We start from the raw sequence: 20,221 nt of genomic DNA, 5'->3' as shown, positions 1-20,221 counted from the left end.
TTAATCCTGTTTATATGTATATGAGTAATGAAGACGATTATTTCGTAATCACATAACCTTTTAATTTGGCAAATGCCGTATTGAGAAGAGACTTCTGTTGTTCTTGATGCAGATGAGCATATCCACAAGCCGGCGAAGCAGATGCAGGACGGCCCGCATACGCTAACTTCATACCATCAGACATATTCTCTAAGATGTTGTGTTGCACGAAGAACCAGGCGCCCTGGTTTTGTGGTTCATCTTGACACCAGACTACCTCTTCCAATTTTGGATATTTCTTCAACTCAGCAGTTAATGCTTTGTGCGGGAATGGATATAACTGCTCCAAACGAATGATCGCTGCATCAGCAATCTTTCTTTCAGCCCGCTGCTTCACTAAGTCGTAGTAGACCTTACCAGAGCACATAATTAAACGAGTTACTTGTTTAGCGTCAATCGTGTCATCACGCTCACCCAAAACCGTTTGAAATCCACCCTTAGTAAATTCAGATAAAGGTGACGCAGCCTCTTTATTGCGCAGCAATGATTTAGGCGTCATCAAGATCAGCGGTTTGCGGAACTGACGAATCATTTGGCGACGCAATACATGGAAAATCTGTGATGCTGTGGTTGGCTGAATGACCTGCATATTGGTATCTGCACATAACTGCATAAAACGTTCAAGACGCGCAGAAGAATGCTCTGGACCTTGGCCCTCATAACCATGCGGCAACATCATAACCAAGCCATTAGCACGACCCCACTTCACTTCGCCAGAGGCAATGAACTGATCGATCACCACTTGAGCGCCATTAGCAAAGTCACCAAACTGTGCTTCCCAAATCGTCAGCGTATTCGGTTCAGCGGAAGCATACCCATATTCAAATCCAAGCACAGCCTCTTCAGACAGGATGGAGTCAATCACGAGAAATGGTGCTTGATCTTTTGCAATATGGCGCAAGGGAATATAAACACCGGTATCCCACTTCTCACGATTTTGATTATGTAAAACTGCATGGCGATGCGTAAAGGTGCCACGACCACTATCCTCACCAGATAAACGCACTGGATAACCGCTGGCCACTAGGGATGCGAAGGCCATATGCTCACCCATACCCCAGTCGACATTCGTTTCACCGCGACCCATTGCAGCGCGATCATTTAATACCTTTTCAACCAAGGGATGTACTTTAAAACCTTCGCGGGCAGTTGAAACACGTTCTGCCAAGCGCTTCCACTCCGTTAGCGGTATCGCTGTGTCAGCCTCATCGGTCCATTTCTTATTCAAAAATGGCGACCAATCCACTGAGAACTTGCCTTTGTAATTACTCAGAACTGGGTCAGAAGTCTGTTTACCAGCATCCATCGCAGCTCGGTAGTCTTTGACCATCTGATCTCCCGTGCCAACGGGTAGCGTTCCTTCCGCCTCTAGCTTATCGCCGTATAGCTTGCGTGTACCAGGGTGCGCAGCAATAATTTTATACATCAAGGGCTGAGTCATCGAGGGTGTATCTTGCTCGTTATGACCCAGTTTTCTGAAGCAAACAATGTCGATTGCCACATCTTTATGAAATTGTGTGCGGAACTCGATAGCCAGCTGAGTTGCTAAAACGACTGCCTCAGGATCATCGCCATTCACATGCAATACCGGCGCATCAATAATTTTCATGATGTCCGTACAGTACAAACTAGAGCGCAAATCTCGCGGATCTGAAGTCGTGAAACCAATTTGGTTATTAATCACAATGTGAACTGTGCCGCCAGTCGAATAGCCACGCACTTCAGCCATCGCTAAAGTTTCTTGCATCACGCCCTGACCAGCAATGGCAGCATCACCATGCACTAGGACAGGAAGTACTTGCTGCCCTAATACGTCCCCGCGACGATCCATGCGAGCACGAGCTGAACCCTCCACTACAGGATTCACAATCTCTAAGTGAGAGGGATTAAAAGACAAAGAAACGTGCACTGGACCGGTTGGTGTCGAGATATCACTTGAAAAACCTTGGTGATACTTCACATCACCAGCCGGTAAGGTTTCAGGACCTTTATGCTCAAACTCAGCAAACAAGTCTTTAGGCATTTTTCCTAAAGTATTTATCAAAACATTCAGACGACCGCGATGAGCCATGCCAATCACAATCTCTTGAACACCTTTGGCACCAGCCTCATGAATCAATTCATCCATACAGGCAATAAAACTTTCACCCCCCTCAAGAGAGAAGCGTTTTTGACCAACATACTTCGCCTGAAGATAACGTTCCAAGCCCTCAGCAGCAGTAATACGATCTAAAATCTGACGCTTTTTATCAACATTAAATGAGGGCTTTGAGCGAATCGATTCCAGCTTCTCTTGCCACCACTTTTTAATCTTTTGATCAGTGATGAACATATATTCAGCACCAATCGTGCCGCAATAGGTCTCACGCAATGCTTGCAGTAAATCACGCAAGCTCATTTCAGCTCTTCCGAAGAATGTATTGCTGGTATTGAAGACGATATCCATATCGCCATCAGTAAAGCCATAGAAAGCTGGATCAAGTTCAGGAATATCCTGGCGCTCTGTCCGCTTTAAGGGATCAGTGTTGGCCCAGCGGTTACCGACGTTACGATACGCCGCAATTAACTGTTGGACTGCAACCCGCTTACGACCCATTTCCGAGTCAGCTGAATCAGAAATTGTTCTAATAGGACCTTGTTTAGCCCGTTCAGCAAATGACGCAACAATCGGTCCGTGCGCAATGTCGGTTCGAGATGAACCATCCACAGCCGGGACTTGTTTCACGTTATCAAAATAATCTCGCCAATGATCAGCAACAGAAGCTGGATCGTGCAAGTAGGATTCGTAGAGTTCTTCTACATAGGGGGCGTTTCCGCCGAAGAGATAGGAATTATCCCTTTGGTCCTGCATCATGATGCTCACCTTTCATCGGGTTTCCCGATTAAAAACTGTGGTTATAACCTTCCGTTACGCGGCTCTACCGTTTCACGAATTGCTCTGTGCAAATACAGACACTACAGCAGTAATTTAACACGATTGACCATTGCTAGATAAAGGACTTTCCCTGATGAGGAGGATTTCGGGATTCCCCCCCATAAATCAGAAATGAATAAGAACTTTCCTACTCAGCTTTCAATAACTACGGACAGATAGAATTCGAATTGATTTTTATTCTCTAAATCTTCAAGTGAATTAATGAAATTAAGGGGAATATGAAAGCAATTACGCCAGAAATGGAATATCTCAGTACTAGGCAAAGCGCCAAAGTCCTACAGGTCTCTTTAGGAACTGTTCAAAAAATGGTGGAATTAGGCGAATTAATCGCCTGGAAGACCCGTGGCGGCCATCGCCGCATTCTCGCTAGCTCACTTGAGCAGCAACTTCAGAGAAGAAAACGGGCTATGCGGCAGAAAACTACCCAAAACTGCATCGCTATGGGTATTTTTAGGAGGACTGAAAATAGTGAGGAGTTATTGCAATCCATTCAAGATTGGCACCTCAAAGTCCATATGGAGGTGGCGGTAGATAGTTTAGAAGGCTTAATGAAGGCGGTTTCCATAGCACCGGATTTAATCTTCCTGGATGCGCTAATCCCGCCAGTTGAGCAAGTTCATTTAATCCATTATCTTAGTAAAAACAGGGACACACAGCGCATTCCTATACTAGTAGATGAAGGTTTTATTAAGCTTCACCCTGGCGTAGTTGCCTTAGCGGACGAAAACCATGGAAACAGGTCACCACTCTCAGAATCCATTAAAGAAGAGCTTGAAAATGGCTTGATAGACCTAAACCCCCTGATTATTGGCTACCCAGCCACGAATCCTGACCTAGAAGCCTCATTAGCCCAGAGCAGTCGCCATGAGCTGTTGGAACCGCTCTTTCTGGAGGCTTTAGCTAGGAAATGTGCCTAGTAATACAAAAATATAAAAGGCCGCTGAAGCGGCCTTTTTTAATCATTTCAGTAGCTTACTGACTTACCAAGCCACTTAAATGAGGTAATTACTGCGATCTCTACCCTCAATCCACTTGGGAGCCTTACCGCGTCCTGTCCAAGTTTCACCGGTAGATGGGTTGCGATACTTAGGTGCTACCTTGCCGCCAGCACTTTTACCACCTGATTTGCGACTAAATAAATCTGAGGCAGTTAGGTGATATTGCTCAATAATGAGCTTCGCTTTTGCAATTCCGTCGGCTTTTTCACGGTTAATTGCTTCTTTAATTTGCTTATCTAATTGCTCGCGTTGAGCTAAAAGTTCTTTATAAGAAGACATCTATTGATTACTCCAATAACAGGTTATTAGAAATATCTTATTGATAATGTATTTCGTGTCCTAATTATATAGATAAACTTCTTAATGTAGAAATATAAATGGATTATGAATATAGACCCATATTTATCAAGGGTTTATAGTAATAATAGTTATTAATTATGGTGAATATTACCTTCTCAACATGAAAGTCCCACTAGCCTTCGCGGTGATCTCTCCAGCCTCATTCAGAGCAACAGCCTCACAGTAGTTAATGGACTTGCCGGCTTTCAAAAGGCTGCCTTCAACGATGATTTTTCCTAAGCTAGGCCTTAAGAAACTGGTAGTCATGTCAATGGTAATTGCACCTAACTCATGATTTGAAGCGGTTCGAGCGGCAGCCCCCATCGCAAAATCCAAAAGAGTCATGATGAGACCGCCTTGAGCAACATGAAAGCTATTGGTATGTTCTGGCTTCACGGTATAGCTAATTCGGACTTTGCCTGCTTCTGCATATTCAGGCACTACACCCAAATGATCCAAAAAGGGTATGTCCAAGCCAAAGTAAATTGTTCTATTTTGATTTTGCGAGCTGGGGTTTGATGGATTCATATTGGAATGCATTAAAAGACTAAAAAATAAATGGTCGGGGCGAGAGGATTTGAACCTCCGACCACATGCACCCCATGCATGTACGCTACCAGGCTGCGCTACGCCCCGACGAAAGACAAAATTGTATCAGTATCTATTTAGACAGAATTTGCAGAACGGCTTGCAATTCATCACGCAAACGGAGTTCTCCGCGCGCTTCTTCAAGGCGATTTCGAGCGCCGCTGATAGTAAAGCCCTCTTCGTACAACAAGGCACGAATTTTACGAATTAAGACCACTTCATGGTGCTGATAGTAGCGACGATTACCACGACGCTTCTGCGGGCTCAGCTGAGAGAATTCTTGTTCCCAGTAACGGAGAACGTGTGAACGCACGCCGCAGAGGTCAGCTACCTCACCAATAGTAAAGTAGCGCTTGGCTGGAATGGGGGGAAGTTGAGAGCTCGGGAGTGCCGAGCTAGTATCAAACTCGGTTTTCTCGAGCATGCGACTCCACTACATCTTTAAGCTTTTGACTTGCGTGAAAGGTAACTACACGTCTAGCAGCAATTGGAATCATTTGACCTGTCTTTGGATTTCGGCCAGGACGAGCCGATTTATTACGCAACTGAAAATTACCGAAGCCAGAAATCTTTACTTCAGTACCAGCCTCAAGTGATTTACCAATACGATCAAAGAACGCGTCGATCATATCTTTTGCTTCACGTTTGTTTAAGCCCACTTGATCGAAGAGCGCTTCTGAAAGTTCGTTTTTGGTAACGGTATCGCTGGCAAGTAATTCGTTCATTGATAGTCTCTTATGTAGCTTTGTATCTTGATATTTCTCTTGATAACTGTAATAGTAAACCTAGCGCAGACGAGCTGTGCATTTTTTTTCTACTGCACCCAATAATGCAGCCATAACAGCATCAATTTGAGGGTCTTGTAATGTTTCCTGAGGGTTGAGTAAAGTCACTCGAAATGCCAAACTCTTTTCATCATCCGCCATACTGCTTGAGCCTGCCTTTGGCTTAAATTCATCAAAGAGTTCAATAGAGCGCACAAAATTCTGTTTTGTTGAAGTCATTGCATCCAATAAGGACTGAGCAGAAACACTTTGCTTCACTACTAGCGCTAAATCTCGTTGCACTGCGGGAAATTTACTCAACTCCTCTGGTGCAGGCAAACCAAGTTCACGTATAGACTCTAAATCTAGTTCAAATAGCACAGGTGCTTGAGGAAGTTCATATGCCTGCTGTAAACCTGGATGTAACTCACCAATCCAGCCAACCTCAATCGTGTTTTTGCCGATATTAATCAGTACTTTTGCACTGCGCCCCGGATGTAAAGCAGGATGTTGGGCTGATTCAGTTACAAAATGTAATGGGTCTAAAACACGCTCTAGGTCGCCCTTGACATCAAAAAAATCAACTGCTCTCGTCATGCTCGCCCACTGCTCTGGAACGGATGACCCATAAGCTAAACCACCAATCTTTTGGGGCTGATGAAAGCCTGCTACTTTGCCAGAGGCTTCTTGAACCTTGGAATCTCGCTTAAATACGCGACCCGTCTCGAACAGGCGCACTCGCCCTGCTCCCCGATTTAAATTAGATTTGAGGTTAGCCAGTAAACCACCCCAAAGATTGCTCCGCATCACGCCATACTGATTGGCAATAGGATTGAGAACCTGAATCACATCTTGCTCTTGCGCGCCAGCTAGGCGCTGCTCGCTTTCGAGATCAGTAAAACCAAAATTGACTGCTTCTTGATAACCTTGCAACGCTAAGCGCTGACGTAATAAATGAATGCCACGCTTTGCTTCAGCTTTAGCGCTCATCTTGAGTGAAGCTATCGGTGGCTGATCAGGAATATTTTCAAAGCCGTACATCCGAGCAACTTCTTCAATCAAATCTTCTTCAATTTCAATATCAAAGCGATAGCTTGGAGGTGTAACTACAAATACATCCCCTTCTTGCTTAAATTCAAAACCAAGCCGCTGGAATACATCTGCAACTACTTCTTTAGTGAGGGGGATGCCAATCACTTTTTCTGCTCGTGCCAAACGCATTTTGACTGACTTACGCTCGGGCACATTCAGCACTTGATCATCTACAGGGCCAACTTGGCCGCCACAGACTTCCAGAATTAAGGAAGAGAGGTATTCAAGACAATTGACGGTATTTTGCGGGTCTACGCCACGTTCAAAACGATGGGCAGCATCAGTGCTGAAATTGAAGCGACGGGCACGCCCTTGAATGGCTGAAGGCAACCAATATGCTGCCTCTACATAAATGTTTTTGGTGTCATCGCTCACAGCGCAATGATTACCACCCATGATTCCAGCTAAGGCTACTGGACCTTTTTGATCGGCAACCACACCTGCTTCTTGCAGCTTACCTGCAGAGTCGGGGCCAACGAGGGCTACTGTTTGACCGTTGAGTAGTTCAAGTGTTTCGCCAGCTTTAGCCCAGCGCACAGTAATATCACCTTCTAACTTATCGATATCAAACACGTGTGTAGGTTGACCCATCTCTAACATCACGTAGTTAGAGAGATCAACCAATGCAGAAATACTTCTTTGGCCGGCACGTGATAAACGCTGCACAATCCAATCAGGTGTTTTAGCGTGAGGATTGACGCCAGGAATCACGCGACCAGCAAAACGTCCGCAGAGCTCTTTACTCTCTACAGTAACCTTACGCTTGTCATCAGTTGATACTGCTGGCGCATTCCATTTAGGCGCACACAGTGCTGCGCCAGTGATGGCAGATACTTCTCTTGCCATACCCATTAGGGAGAGGCAATCCGCTTTGTTCGGGGTTAACTTAATGACAAAGACTTGATCGTCTAAATCAAGATACTTGCGAATATCTTCACCAATTGGTGCATCTGCTGGCAACTCCAAAATACCTTCGTGATCATCGCCAAGACCAAGCTCACGACCTGAGCACAGCATGCCTTGACTCTCTACGCCACGCAGCTTGCCGACTTTAATCATAAAAGGCTTACCACCTGCTTCTGCTGGAGGTAATTCAGCGCCAACTAAAGCGCATGGAATTTTGATGCCAGCACGAGCGTTTGGTGCGCCACAGACGATTTGTAATTCTTGACCAGTGCCCGCATCTACTTTGCAGACACGCAAACGATCTGCATCAGGATGCTGCTCGGCAGACAAAATCTGGGCAACCACAATCTTCGTAAATGCAGGCGCTACTGAATGCTGTTCTTCAACCTCTAAACCTGCCATGGTCATAGCATGACCCAAGGCATCGCTATCAAGCACTGGATTCACATACTGTCGGAGCCAAGATTCAGAAAATTGCATATGTCTTTATAGGGATTATTTTTTTATGCAGGAAATTGCGCTAAAAAACGTAAATCGTTTTCAAAGAAGAGGCGTAAGTCATCTATACCGTAACGCAACATAGTTAAACGCTCTAAACCAGAACCAAAGGCAAAGCCGGTGTAACGCTCTGGATCAATGCCCATATTGCGCAAAACATTCGGATGAACCTGCCCTGCACCAGAAATCTCTAACCAACGGCCGGCAAGCTTGCCATTACCAAAGGCCATATCAATTTCTGCAGAAGGCTCCGTGAATGGGAAATACGAAGGGCGAAAGCGCACTTGTAATTCGTTTGTTTCAAAGAAGGTTCTCAAGAAATCGGTATAGACGCCCTTAAGATCTGCAAATGAAACACTTTCAGCAATCCATAAACCTTCAACCTGATGAAACATGGGTGAGTGGGTTGCATCACTATCCACTCGATAGGTTCTACCAGGGGCAATCACTTTAATTGGTGGCATCACATCAGCGTTGGCATATTTCTTGACATGCTCACTTGCATAGCGCACTTGAATTGGACTGGTATGGGTACGCAATAGCAAAGGCTTCTCATGAGCATCTTTGCCATCGATATAAAAGGTATCCTGCATTGAACGCGCAGGATGATTTTCTGGGCTGTTGAGTGCTGTGAAGTTAAACCAATCAGTTTCAATTTCAGGACCATCAGCCACATCAAAACCAATGGAGCGAAAGATCTCCTCAACACGCTCCCAAGTCCGCATGACGGGATGTAAGCTACCCACCGCCTGACCGCGTCCTGGTAAGGAGACGTCAATCGATTCAGCAGCTAAACGTTGGAGCAATACGGCATCCGCTAAAGCTTGACGGCGCTCATGTAATGCAGCCTCTACTTGAGTTTTGATTTGATTAATTTGGGCGCCAGCACTCTTACGCTCTTCAGGCGACATTCCACCAAGCGCTTTGAGACGCTCTGTGAGAACACCTGATTTACCGAGATACTTGGCTTTCGCGTCCTCAAGAGCCGCCGAATCGGCAGCTCCAGAGAAATCACGTTTAGCATCCTCGACAATTTGGTCGAGAGAAACCATTGCAGCTTAGTTTTTAGAAACTAAGAATTAAGCTGCAGCGCTTACTACGGATTTGATCCGAGTAACCAAAGCAGCGAAAGCCGCTTTGTCAGCAATGGCCATATCAGAAAGCACCTTGCGGTCGAGTTCGATCGCAGCCTTCTTCATACCATTCATGAATACGCTATAGGTCATGTCATGCTCACGAACTGCCGCGTTGATACGAGCAATCCACAAAGCGCGGAATACACGTTTCTTGTTACGACGGTCACGATAGGCATATTGACCAGCACGCATGACCGCTTGCTTAGCAATCCGGAATACGTTTTTACGACGACCGCGGTAACCTGTTGCGGCATCGGTAATTTTCTTATGACGGGCTCTTGCTGTAACCCCACGTTTGACTCTTGGCATTGAATTCTCCTAATCTAGTCTGAGGTTAAGCGTAAGGAAGCATGGAGCGAATTGACTTAACGTCAGCTTTCGCAACTTCTGTGGAACCACGCAAATGACGCTTGTTCTTTGTGGTCTTCTTGGTGAGGATGTGGCGTTTGAAAGCCTGACCTCGTTTGATCGTTCCGCCTGCGCGAACCGTGAAGCGCTTCTTAGCGCTACTCTTGCTCTTCATCTTGGGCATAAAGCACACCTTCTTCTACTTGTGCAACATAGGTGGTAACCGACGGTTACTCTTCCTGTACCCAGAAGCACTTCTCACTACCAGCACCTTCAGTAATTACAAAAGTGCCTCGCTACATCAGAACCAGGTAGAACCTAGTTACTTAGCCTTACGAATGGGGGCTAATACCATCACCATCTGGCGACCCTCCATTTTTGGAAACTGTTCAACTTGACCAAACTCTTGTAAGTCCAACTTCAAACGTTCCAACATTCTTGCTCCGATTTCTTGGTGGGCCATTTCACGACCCCGAAAGCGCAGCGTAATCTTTGTTTTATCGCCATCTTCCAAAAAGCGGATTAAATTGCGTAGCTTCACACCGTAGTCACCATCATCAGTGCCGGGACGGAATTTAACTTCCTTCACCTGAATCACTTTTTGCTTCAGCTTAGCTTCGTGCATCCGCTTCGCTTCTTGGTACTTGAATTTGCCAAAGTCCATAATCCGGACTACAGGTGGTACAGCTGTTGGAGCAATTTCAACCAAATCGGTCTCTTTCTCTTCTGCTGCTGCCAAGGCTTCACTCAACTTAACTACACCGATGGGCTCTCCATCAATTCCAATCAAACGCACTTCAGGAGCAGTAATTTCCCGATTAATGCGCTGCAATTTTTCAGTAGCGATCTTCTTAATTCCTTTAAAAAAACAATAAAAAACCGCTCTACCCCTAGCTAGGCTCGGGTCCGACTTTTTGGGATATATCCTGCTGGAGTCGGGCAACGAAGGCATCAATAGGCATTACACCCAAATCCACTCCGCCACGGGCACGAACGGCCACCATATTACTTTCAGACTCTTTATCACCAACAACCAGCAAAAATGGGATCTTCTGTAATGCGTACTCACGTATTTTATACGTAATCTTCTCGTTCCGCAAATCCGATTCCACTCTAAACCCTTGTTTTTTCAGCAATTGCTGCACTTGTTGTGCATATGCAGCAGAATTTCCGGAGATATTGAGGACTACAGCCTGGATCGGAGCAAGCCAAACCGGCATATTTCCAGCGTGGTTTTCGATCAAAATACCGATAAAACGCTCTAAAGAACCCACAATTGCCCTATGGAGCATCACTGGGGTCTTACGGCTATTATCTTCGGCCACATATTCAGCCCCAAGACGGGCTGGCATTGAAAAATCCACCTGAATCGTGCCGCATTGCCAAGTTCGGCCAATCGAGTCTTTGAGGTGATATTCGATCTTTGGACCATAAAAAGCACCCTCGCCAGGCAATTCTTCCCATTCTTGACCGGAAGCCTTCAAGGCGCCACGCAAAGCTTCTTCTGCTTTATCCCAGACCGTATCTTCACCAACTCGCTTGGCAGGACGCAAAGCCAACTTCACCGCTACTTCGGTAAAGCCGAAATCTTGGTACACAGCACGCACTGCCTTATCAAAATTAGCCACTTCAGACTGAATCTGATCTTCGGTACAGAAAATATGACCGTCATCTTGCGTAAAACCCCGCACCCGCATCAAACCATGCAAGGCACCAGATGGTTCATTACGATGACATTGCCCAAACTCACCAAAACGTAATGGCAACTCACGATAGCTATGTAAGCCAGAGTTATAAATTTGAACGTGACCAGGACAGTTCATCGGCTTTAAGGCATAAGCGCGATTCTCTGACTCCGTCGTGAACATATTCTCTTTGTAGTTTTCCCAGTGACCGGATTTTTCCCAAAGGGTGCGGTCTAGGATTTGCGGGGCTTTGACTTCTTGATAGCCCTCGTTCTGATAAACGCGACGCATGTATTGCTCAACCTCTTGCCAAATAGACCAGCCTTTTGGGTGCCAGAAAATTAAACCGGGCGCTTCTTCTTGGAAATGGAATAAATCCAGTTGTTTACCGAGGCGACGATGATCACGTTTCTCAGACTCTTCCAGCATATGTAAATAGGCATCTTGATCTTCTTTACGCAACCAAGCGGTACCGTAAATACGCTGTAGCATCTCATTCTTACTATCGCCACGCCAATAAGCACCAGCAAGCTTCATCAGCTTAAATACCTTCAACTTACCAGTGGATGGTACGTGTGGTCCACGACATAAATCAGTGAACTTGCCTTCAGCATAGAGAGATACATCTTCATTTTGCGGAATGCTGGCAATAATTTCAGCTTTGTAATGTTCGCCTTGATCTTTGAAGAATTTCACCGCTTCGTCGCGCGGCAGAACACTGCGCACTACTGGCTCATCTTTTTTAGCGAGCTCAGTCATTTTCTTTTCAAGTGCCGCTAAGTCATCTGGAGTAAACGGGCGGTGATAAGAGAAATCGTAATAGAAGCCGTTATCAACTACTGGGCCTATCGTCACTTGCGCTTCAGGAAAGAGTTCTTTAACAGCATAGGCCAACAAATGAGCCGTAGAGTGACGAACGATTTCTAATGCCTCTGGACTTTTATCCGTGATGATGGCGAGCTGACTATCTTGATTGATCACAAAGCTGGTATCAACCATCTTGCCATCGACGATGCCACCGAGAGCAGCTTTGGCAAGGCCGCTGCCGATGCTTTGGGCAACGTCCGCTACACGAACGGGAGCATCAAACTCACGTTTTGATCCATCGGGCAGAGTAACTACTGGCATGACAACTCCATCTTATTAACTGAACTTCAGCTTCACTACATCATCTTAAAAAGAAAGCGCGGTAGCTTATGGGCAACCGCGCCTCTGGGTCATTATTCGTTGGTAGGCTCGATTGGACTCGAACCAACGACCCCCACCATGTCAAGGTGGTGCTCTAACCAGCTGAGCTACGAGCCTATACAGCCTGAGAGTTTATCACCGGCGACGCACTTGGGTGACCCCTTTAACCTCTTCTAAGCTATTTTGAACTCCCCTCAAGACTTCAGAATCCTTGACTTCAACGGTTAAAAGGATCTGTGCCAAGCCCTTTTTGGCTGATTTGCGTAAATCAATCACATGAACACCATGGCGAGTCAGGATCTCAAACAACTCTCTCATGAGCTCAGGTCGATCCAAGCCGCTCACTACTAAATCTGCTAGGAAGACGCGCTTTTGCTCAGAATTCAACACAGGGTCGGCAGCTGATGCAGTCCAAGCCGTCTGAATAACTCTCTCAGGCGCTCGCTCTAAAAGCCCTCGAAACGTTTTGCAGGAACGTCGATGAATCGACACCCCTCTTCCTTGGGTCACAAATCCTGCAATCAAGTCTGGTGGTACGGGCCTACAGCAACGCGCTAATTGCGTTAATAAAGAATCAACCCCCACCACTAAAACATCACCACTCTGCCCTGTTTTACGACTACTGCTCCGCAGAATAATTTCTGGAGCAGCAGATTTCGGATCAATGGCGATATCAGACTTACTATCGGGAGCTTTTACAATCTGACCGGCCTCTTCATCATCGAGTGCATTAAACCAAGCGCGTACGCGTTGACGCGCTCTTTGAGACCGTATGTAGTGTTTATCTGGACTAATCCAATCGCGCGATGGGCCACCATGCTTGACTGCAATGATTTCAACAGTCTGTCCGTTTTGTAATGCAGTTTCCAGGGGGGGCATGGCACCATCAACACGTGCCCCGCGACAACGATGACCTAAATTGGTATGAACCGCGTAAGCAAAATCAATAGGGGTTGAGCCCTTCTCTAAAGAAATAACTTTACCTAAGGGCGTGAGTACATAAATATGATCATCAATCTCGTGATGCTTGAGCTGATCCCAAGCGTCTTCTTTCCAAGAGATCAGCTGCCTAGCCCAGGCAATCTGTCTTTCATAGGCTACCTCTGCACTATGGGTACCCAGCTGATGATGGATGCTCGGTTTGTTAGGCTTCGGAAGATTGGGTGGTGTAGCCATACCAACATAAGCGCCCTCTTTGTAACGCCAGTGAGCAGCTAGGCCATACTCTGCCTGCTGATGCATCTCATGGGTGCGCACCTGAATTTCAAATGCAGTGCCGTCTTCATTCATCACTACGGTATGCAGCGATTGATAGCCGTTAGGCTTAGGTCTTGCAATGTAGTCATCAAACTCGCGTGGCACAGGTTGCCAGACGTTATGCACAATGCCTAAAACGGCATAACAGGTTTTGACATCATCCACCAATACTCGAAATGCTCTGACGTCATACAGATTAGCAAAGTCAAGAGACTTGCCTTGCATCTTTTTCCAGATACTGTAGATATGTTTTGGCCTACCTAAGACTTCGCCCTGTATATGGGCAGCCTTTAACTCTTCCCTAATTTCACGCACAATGCGTTCAATAAAAGCCTGTCGTTCTATGCGTTTTGCATCCAGCATCTTGGCAATATCGCGGTAGACCAACGGCGATAGAACGCGGAAGGCCAGATCTTCCATCTCCCACTTCATTTGCCAAATACCCAAACGATTTGCCAAAGATGCATCAATACTGAGAATCTCTTGGGCCCAAGCGCCTGGCATTTCCAGTTGTTCTTGTGTAACCCAACGGAGAGTTTGCAAACGCGAGGCGAGATAAATCAGCACTACACGTAAGTCATCACCAAATGCTAAGAGCATCTTGCGTAACATTTCTTCTTGACCAGAGACACTCAGACCGCCATCTTCGCGAACCAGTTTTGCTTGTGCATGTCGCAAACCGCGATAGCCAATCAGGAGTTTGGCCGACTCCTCACCAATCAGTTTGATGAGGGCCTCTTTACCATGAGTGCGAGCAATATTATTTGCTGCAATTAAAGTGGCTTCGTCTAAATTCAGGGACTGCAGAATTTGTGAAACACCATCTGCATGCGACTCTGCAGGTTCACCAAACCAGGCATCCTGAAATAGAGCCACTTTTTCGGTTTTAGCTAGAGAGGCAGGAGGATTTGCCATAGGCAAAAAATGAACTAAAAAAGATTAACTGAAAAATTCTTTTGCTAAAGCAATCTGCTCTGGCTTCACAAATGCGGGGGCATGACCAACATTGGGAATTTCAATACTACGCGCATGTGGATTCACTTTACACATTTCAGCAACCGTTGCTGCAGATAGCAAATCAGAATCGCCACCCCGCACAATCAGCATCGGAATATGAATCTGCTTAAAGGCATGCCACATCGCCATCTCGCCAGCCTTCGCCATGATGGGGTTTACAGCAGCAAATGGCACCGAGATATTCGGGTCATAGTGCATAATCCATACGCCATCACGCTGAATCAACATGGGTCCGTTATAAATCTCCCACTCTTTAGGGCTATGATCGCCAAAAGAAGCGCAGATCTGATTCAAACGAGTTAGAGCATCAGCTCGATTAGCAAAAGCAAATGGCTGACCGACATAAGAGCCTAAACGCTTGATGGCTTCAGGCTCAATTTTGGGTCCGACATCATTAATCAACATTCTCTGAATAGGAGACTGCGGCATCGCGGCATAGACCATACCGATCAAGCCGCCCATTGAAGTACCAAACCAATCGACCTGCGATACACCTAATGTTTTAACAAGCTCAGTAATATCTGCAACATATTGTGGAATGGCGTACAGCATCGGATTACTTAATCGATCTGAATCGCCGCGACCAACGACGTCAGGACAAACTACGTAATAGTCTTTGCACATCGCTTGCGCAAGGGTTTTAAAGTCGCTCCCGCGCCGAGTTAAGCCATGAACACAAAGCAATACCTTAGAGTTATTGGGGTCGCCCCATGCGTGATATGCCATACGATGCTGTGCATCACCACTGGAGCACTGCACAAAGAAAGTATCACCATCATGTAAGACGTTTGTACTCTGAGGTGATTGATGGGATTCAGAAGCGTCGTCATGATCATGTAAGTCACCCACCTCTTCGGGTTGCAAGGTGACATGATCGATCCCATGCTTATCTAAGAGCATGGTGTTAATTCTGACCATAATCTCTGGCCACTCGCGAATATTTGCTATCTCAATGTGGCCTATCAGCGCAGGAAAGCTAGGTGTCATTTCCCATACGTGCAAATCATGTACGGCCAATACACCAGGAATATTCTTTAAATCTTTACCCACTTCTAAATAATCAATATGCAGTGGCACACCTTCCATTAAGAAGTGATAGGACTCATGCAGAATCGAGATCGTTGACTTGAGGATGAGTAATGAGACCAAGATAGAGAGAATCGCATCAATGGGCATCCAACCGGTGAGCTGAATCACAACACCAGCAATCAGTGCTGCGACGGAACCCAATAAGTCACCCATGACATGGACTAATGCTGCACGCGTGTTCACACTCTTCTTATCGCGTGAGAGGACCCAAGCCACTACGATATTCATGACAAGGCCAATGCCAGCCACAACGGTAACCGTTAGTCCATCCACCTTATGGGGATCATAGAAGCGACTAATGGCTTCAAACACAATCCAAGCCACTAAGGCCAGCATCACAATGCTGTTCACAAATGCTGCTAAAGCTTCTGCTCTACCGAAACCAAAGGAATGTTTTGGGGAGGGCGGCCTGCGAGAAATAATTTGCGCCAAGAGTGCCAAGCCTAAGGCAGCTGCATCGGTCACCATATGACCCGCATCTGAGATCAATGCTAAGGAATTTGCAAAGTAAGCCGCTGCACCTTCAACCCCAGAAAAACCTAAGGTCAGAATTAAGGCAATGAAGAGGAGATTTTGATTGGAGACTTCTTTGCTATGAGAATGCTTAGCATCCCCTTTTTTATGCGCATGCAGAGAAGTGTCTGCCCCAGATAAATTCTGCGGTTTTGAGTGGCTGGAATGATGGGAACCCGACATGGTGAACCCATTATTCCATTAAATGATGACGGTAGTTAGAAACCCGTTGTATCAACAGGGGCACCTGTTTTGGCGATCACTTCCTCTTTTGTAACGCCAGGAGCCAATTCGATTAACTTCAAACCCTGAGGGGTGATGTCAAGAACACAAAGATCTGTGATGATCTGACTAATGACGCCTACACCTGTCAAAGGCAAGGTGCACTTTGGCAAAATTTTAAGCTCTTCAGTGCCATCTTTTTTCTTGGCTACATGCTCCATGAGTACTACGACATGTTTCACGCCAGCAACCAAATCCATGGCACCGCCCATACCCTTCACCATTTTTCCTGGAATCATCCAATTCGCAATATCGCCATGCTCACTCACTTGCATGGCACCTAAAAAAGCGATATTGATTTTGCCGCCACGAATCATGCCAAAGGCATCAGCTGATGAAAAAATCGATGAGCCCGGTAAGGTCGTAATAGTCTGCTTACCCGCATTAATTAAATCAGCATCAATCTGATCTTCTGTTGGAAACGGTCCAATACCTAACAAACCATTTTCAGACTGTAGCCAAACTTCCATACCCTCTGGCACATGGTTAGCCACTAGAGTGGGAATACCAATTCCCAAGTTCACGTAAAAACCATCTTTTAATTGTTTAGCGGCTCTTGCCGCCATCTCATCTCTATTCCAAGGCATATTGATCTTCCTAAATTCTTTTGATTGTTCTTTTAGATAACTAGTGAGTCGCTGAAAGTGTGCGCTGTTCTATACGCTTTTCAGGGGTGCTATTGATAACCAAGCGATGCACATAGATGCTTGGAGTATGAATCTCAGCAGGATCCAAGACACCGTTCTCAACAATCTCTTCTACCTCTGCAACCGTGATCTTTCCTGCCATCGCAACTACTGGATTGAAATTACGAGCGGTATGGCGATAGACCAAATTTCCTGAACGGTCCGCTTTCCAAGCTTTCACCAAGGAAATATCAGAAACGATAGAGCGCTCCATAATGTATTTTTCGCCATCAAATTCTTTTACCTCTTTGCCTTCAGCAACTAAGGTGCCAACACCCGTCTTGGTATAGAAGGCAGGAATGCCGCATCCACCAGCGCGCAATTTTTCGGCCAAAGTTCCTTGTGGCGTGAACTCCAGCTCCAACTCACCAGCTAGAAATTGACGTTCAAATTCTTTATTTTCACCAACGTAGGATGCAACCATCTTTTTTACTTGACGTGAATTCAGCAGTATTCCAAGACCAAAACCATCCACCCCTGCATTATTCGATACGGCAGTCAAATTTTGGGCTCCGAGATCTTTCACCGCCTGGATCAGAGCCTCCGGGATTCCGCAAAGACCAAAACCACCAACCGCTAGCTTTTGTCCATCCTTCAAGATATCCCGCAGGGCATCTACTGCCGATGGGTAAGTTTTATTCATAACTTTTGTCCTAATATTGCCAAAAAGGGTAAAAAAGTAATCATAACGCCTCAGGCTTTAAGCATTGATAGTCCTGGCACTAAATTGGTTTTTAGCACTTAGAACTAAACTATCTGGGCTGAAATACCCTATTTTTAAGAAATCTCGGAGAAATTGCATGAACCAGGTGGAGCTACTAGAACAATTCGGGCCCAGAGAATCCATGGATTACGACCTGGTTATTGTTGGAGGTGGTCCAGCCGGTCTTTCAGCGGCAATTAAAGCCAAGCAGCTTGCGAATGCTTCTGGCAATGACATCAGCGTTTGTGTTTTAGAAAAAGGCTCTGAAATCGGTGCTCATATTTTGTCTGGGGCTGTCATGGACCCCAAAGCGTTAAACGAACTTTTTCCCAATTGGAAAGAATTAGGGGCGCCACTCACTACGGAAGTCACGCAAGATCAATTTCTATTTTTAAGTGCAGATCACTCATATCAAGTTCCCAACTGGATCTTGCCCGAATGCTTTAAAAATGAGGGTAACTATATTGTGAGCTTGGCTAACGTAACCCGTTGGCTAGGTGAACAAGCTGAGGCACTTGGTGTAGAAATTTTCCCAGGCTTTCCAGCAGCAGATATCTTGTACAACGAAGAAGGTGCAGTCAGCGGCGTGATCACTGGCTCGATGGGTTTAGATAAAGAAGGTAAGCCTACCGATCAATTTCAGCTAGGTATGGAATTGCGTGGCAAATACACCCTATTCGCTGAAGGTTCTCGGGGCCACCTTGGCAAACAGTTAATTGCTAAGTTCGCCTTAGATAAAGATTCTGATCCTCAAAGTTATGGCATCGGCATTAAAGAACTCTGGGAGGTTGAGTCTTCCAAGAGCAAGCCTGGATTGGTAGTGCATACCGCTGGTTGGCCATTAGAAAGTGACACCTATGGTGGCTCCTTTCTCTATCACTTAGGGGATAACAAGGTTGCAGTTGGTTTGGTAGTTGGCCTCTCCTATAAGAACCCTTACCTCTCACCCTTTGAAGAATTCCAACGCTATAAATTACATCCGAAGATTCGAGACACATTTGAAGGTGGTAAACGAATTGCTTATGGTGCACGGGCGCTTACTGCCGGCGGCTTGAATAGTCTTCCTAAAACCGTATTTCCGGGTGGCGCACTGATTGGTTGCGATGCTGGCTTCTTAAATGCCTCACGCATTAAAGGTAGCCACGCTGCAATTAAGACAGGCATGCTGGCTGCAGAAGCTGCAGTTGCAGCACTTCATGACAATCGTTCTGCCGATATTTTGGCAGGCTATCCAGCTGCTTTCCAAAATAGCTGGTTACATACTGAGCTCAATCAAGCGCGCAACTTCAAAGCTTGGATGTCGAAAGGACTCTACCTAGGAACGCTGATGGTTGGTCTTGAGCAAAAAGTGCTGGGTGGCAATATGCCTTGGACTGTGCATCTCAAACATGCTGATCATGAGTGCTTAGAGCCAGCAGCGCAGCACAAGCCTATAGATTATCCAAAACCTGATGGCAAAATCAGCTTTGATCGTCTCTCCTCAGTATTTATTTCTAATACGAACCATGCTGAGAATCAACCGATACACCTCACCTTAAAAGATGCGGCGATTCCAGTCAGCCTCAATCTCAAAACCTATGCGGGTCCAGAGCAACGCTACTGCCCTGCTGGCGTTTATGAATACATTGAAGCAGATGGTCAACCTCGCTTACAGATTAATTCACAAAACTGCGTCCACTGCAAAACCTGCGATATTAAAGACCCAAGTCAGAACATTGTTTGGATTACCCCCGAAGGTGGTGGCGGCCCTAACTACGGAGCGATGTAAATCATGATGATGCTACACACGATGTTACGCGTTGGCGACCTCCAGCGCTCAATTGATTTTTACACTAAAGTACTCGGCATGAATTTATTGCGCACTACCGAGCGTCCAGAGCAAAAGTACTCCTTGGCATTTGTGGGCTTTGGTAAAGGCAATGCCGATGGGCAGGCTGAGATTGAGTTGACCTTCAACTATGGGGTTCATTCTTATGACTTGGGTACAGCCTATGGTCATATTGCCATCGGTGTTCCTAACGCCTACGCTACTTGCGACAAGATTAAAGCGGCAGGTGCTAACGTCACCCGTGAAGCTGGACCCGTTGCGGGCGGAGATACCATCATTGCTTTTGTGACAGATCCTGATGGTTACAAAATTGAATTCATTCAACGCTAA

General features: G+C 46.0%; 18 protein-coding genes and 2 tRNA genes. 3 read left to right on the top strand and 17 right to left on the bottom strand.

Annotated elements, in window-relative coordinates:
* Positions 1–37 precede the first annotated feature (37 nt).
* Positions 38–2,893 (bottom strand): 2-oxoglutarate dehydrogenase E1 component, encoded by a 2,856-nt coding sequence (locus ICN35_RS07570; RefSeq protein ID WP_215294724.1) that lies wholly within the window; start codon positions 2,891–2,893, stop codon positions 38–40.
* 299 nt (positions 2,894–3,192) lie between these two features.
* Here ICN35_RS07570 and ICN35_RS07565 point away from each other — a divergent pair, with 299 nt between their 5' ends.
* Positions 3,193–3,891: an excisionase family DNA-binding protein gene (locus tag ICN35_RS07565; protein WP_216125954.1), complete on the top strand. Its 699-nt coding sequence runs from the start codon at positions 3,193–3,195 to the stop codon at positions 3,889–3,891.
* A gap of 75 nt (positions 3,892–3,966) precedes the next feature.
* Here the strand turns inward: ICN35_RS07565 and ICN35_RS07560 are convergent, their stop codons facing one another.
* The 16 genes from ICN35_RS07560 to ICN35_RS07485 all read right to left on the bottom strand — a co-directional run bounded on the left by ICN35_RS07560 (position 3,967) and on the right by ICN35_RS07485 (position 18,003).
* On the bottom strand, positions 3,967–4,251 hold the full coding sequence (locus tag ICN35_RS07560; RefSeq protein ID WP_215294726.1) for an H-NS family nucleoid-associated regulatory protein: 285 nt from the start codon (positions 4,249–4,251) through the stop codon (positions 3,967–3,969).
* A 168-nt stretch (positions 4,252–4,419) separates the two neighbouring features.
* On the bottom strand, positions 4,420–4,839 hold the full coding sequence (locus tag ICN35_RS07555; protein WP_216125949.1) for a PaaI family thioesterase: 420 nt from the start codon (positions 4,837–4,839) through the stop codon (positions 4,420–4,422).
* 31 nt (positions 4,840–4,870) lie between these two features.
* Positions 4,871–4,947 (bottom strand) — tRNA-Pro (locus ICN35_RS07550).
* Between the two features lie 25 nt (positions 4,948–4,972).
* A complete protein-coding gene (locus ICN35_RS07545; protein ID WP_216125946.1) occupies positions 4,973–5,323 on the bottom strand; it encodes a MerR family transcriptional regulator in 351 nt (116 codons plus the stop codon).
* Positions 5,301–5,624, bottom strand: coding sequence for an integration host factor subunit alpha (locus ICN35_RS07540; protein WP_215294729.1), 324 nt, complete (start codon positions 5,622–5,624; stop codon positions 5,301–5,303). Before ICN35_RS07540 ends, ICN35_RS07545 begins: the two co-directional genes overlap by 23 nt.
* Positions 5,625–5,684: 60 nt before the next feature.
* A complete protein-coding gene (gene pheT / locus ICN35_RS07535; RefSeq protein ID WP_216125944.1) occupies positions 5,685–8,141 on the bottom strand; it encodes a phenylalanine--tRNA ligase subunit beta in 2,457 nt (818 codons plus the stop codon).
* 23 nt (positions 8,142–8,164) lie between these two features.
* On the bottom strand, positions 8,165–9,211 hold the full coding sequence (gene pheS / locus ICN35_RS07530; RefSeq protein ID WP_216125941.1) for a phenylalanine--tRNA ligase subunit alpha: 1,047 nt from the start codon (positions 9,209–9,211) through the stop codon (positions 8,165–8,167).
* Positions 9,212–9,238: 27 nt separating this feature from the next.
* On the bottom strand, positions 9,239–9,604 hold the full coding sequence (gene rplT, locus ICN35_RS07525) for a 50S ribosomal protein L20 (RefSeq protein ID WP_215294733.1): 366 nt from the start codon (positions 9,602–9,604) through the stop codon (positions 9,239–9,241).
* Between the two features lie 25 nt (positions 9,605–9,629).
* A complete protein-coding gene (gene rpmI / locus ICN35_RS07520; protein ID WP_011902674.1) occupies positions 9,630–9,827 on the bottom strand; it encodes a 50S ribosomal protein L35 in 198 nt (65 codons plus the stop codon).
* A gap of 138 nt (positions 9,828–9,965) precedes the next feature.
* Entirely contained in the window at positions 9,966–10,490 is a 525-nt protein-coding gene (gene infC / locus ICN35_RS07515; protein ID WP_191904683.1) for a translation initiation factor IF-3, read from the bottom strand.
* Between the two features lie 43 nt (positions 10,491–10,533).
* Positions 10,534–12,456 (bottom strand): threonine--tRNA ligase, encoded by a 1,923-nt coding sequence (gene thrS / locus ICN35_RS07510; RefSeq protein WP_216125939.1) that lies wholly within the window; start codon positions 12,454–12,456, stop codon positions 10,534–10,536.
* Positions 12,457–12,556: 100 nt separating this feature from the next.
* Positions 12,557–12,633: transfer RNA gene (locus ICN35_RS07505), tRNA-Val, on the bottom strand.
* A gap of 18 nt (positions 12,634–12,651) precedes the next feature.
* Positions 12,652–14,688: a bifunctional (p)ppGpp synthetase/guanosine-3',5'-bis(diphosphate) 3'-pyrophosphohydrolase gene (locus ICN35_RS07500; RefSeq protein WP_216125937.1), complete on the bottom strand. Its 2,037-nt coding sequence runs from the start codon at positions 14,686–14,688 to the stop codon at positions 12,652–12,654.
* A 24-nt stretch (positions 14,689–14,712) separates the two neighbouring features.
* A complete protein-coding gene (locus ICN35_RS11480) occupies positions 14,713–16,575 on the bottom strand; it encodes an alpha/beta fold hydrolase (RefSeq protein WP_216125935.1) in 1,863 nt (620 codons plus the stop codon).
* 35 nt (positions 16,576–16,610) lie between these two features.
* Positions 16,611–17,261 carry a CoA transferase subunit B gene (locus ICN35_RS07490; protein ID WP_215294741.1) on the bottom strand — a complete coding sequence of 217 codons (651 nt, stop codon included), beginning with the start codon at positions 17,259–17,261 and terminating at the stop codon, positions 16,611–16,613.
* Between the two features lie 40 nt (positions 17,262–17,301).
* A complete protein-coding gene (locus ICN35_RS07485) occupies positions 17,302–18,003 on the bottom strand; it encodes a CoA transferase subunit A (RefSeq protein ID WP_216125933.1) in 702 nt (233 codons plus the stop codon).
* 157 nt (positions 18,004–18,160) lie between these two features.
* Between ICN35_RS07485 and ICN35_RS07480 the strand changes: the two genes are divergently transcribed.
* Together ICN35_RS07480 and gloA are read left to right on the top strand one after the other, a co-directional pair.
* Positions 18,161–19,831: an electron transfer flavoprotein-ubiquinone oxidoreductase gene (locus ICN35_RS07480; protein ID WP_216125931.1), complete on the top strand. Its 1,671-nt coding sequence runs from the start codon at positions 18,161–18,163 to the stop codon at positions 19,829–19,831.
* Positions 19,832–19,834: 3 nt separating this feature from the next.
* Positions 19,835–20,221 (top strand): lactoylglutathione lyase, encoded by a 387-nt coding sequence (gloA, locus tag ICN35_RS07475; RefSeq protein ID WP_216125928.1) that lies wholly within the window; start codon positions 19,835–19,837, stop codon positions 20,219–20,221.

The organism is Polynucleobacter sp. es-GGE-1 (genome assembly GCF_018882005.1).
GTDB lineage: Bacteria > Pseudomonadota > Gammaproteobacteria > Burkholderiales > Burkholderiaceae > Polynucleobacter.
Note: the sequence above shows the minus strand (reverse complement) of the source record. Positions and strands in the feature narration are given on the sequence as shown.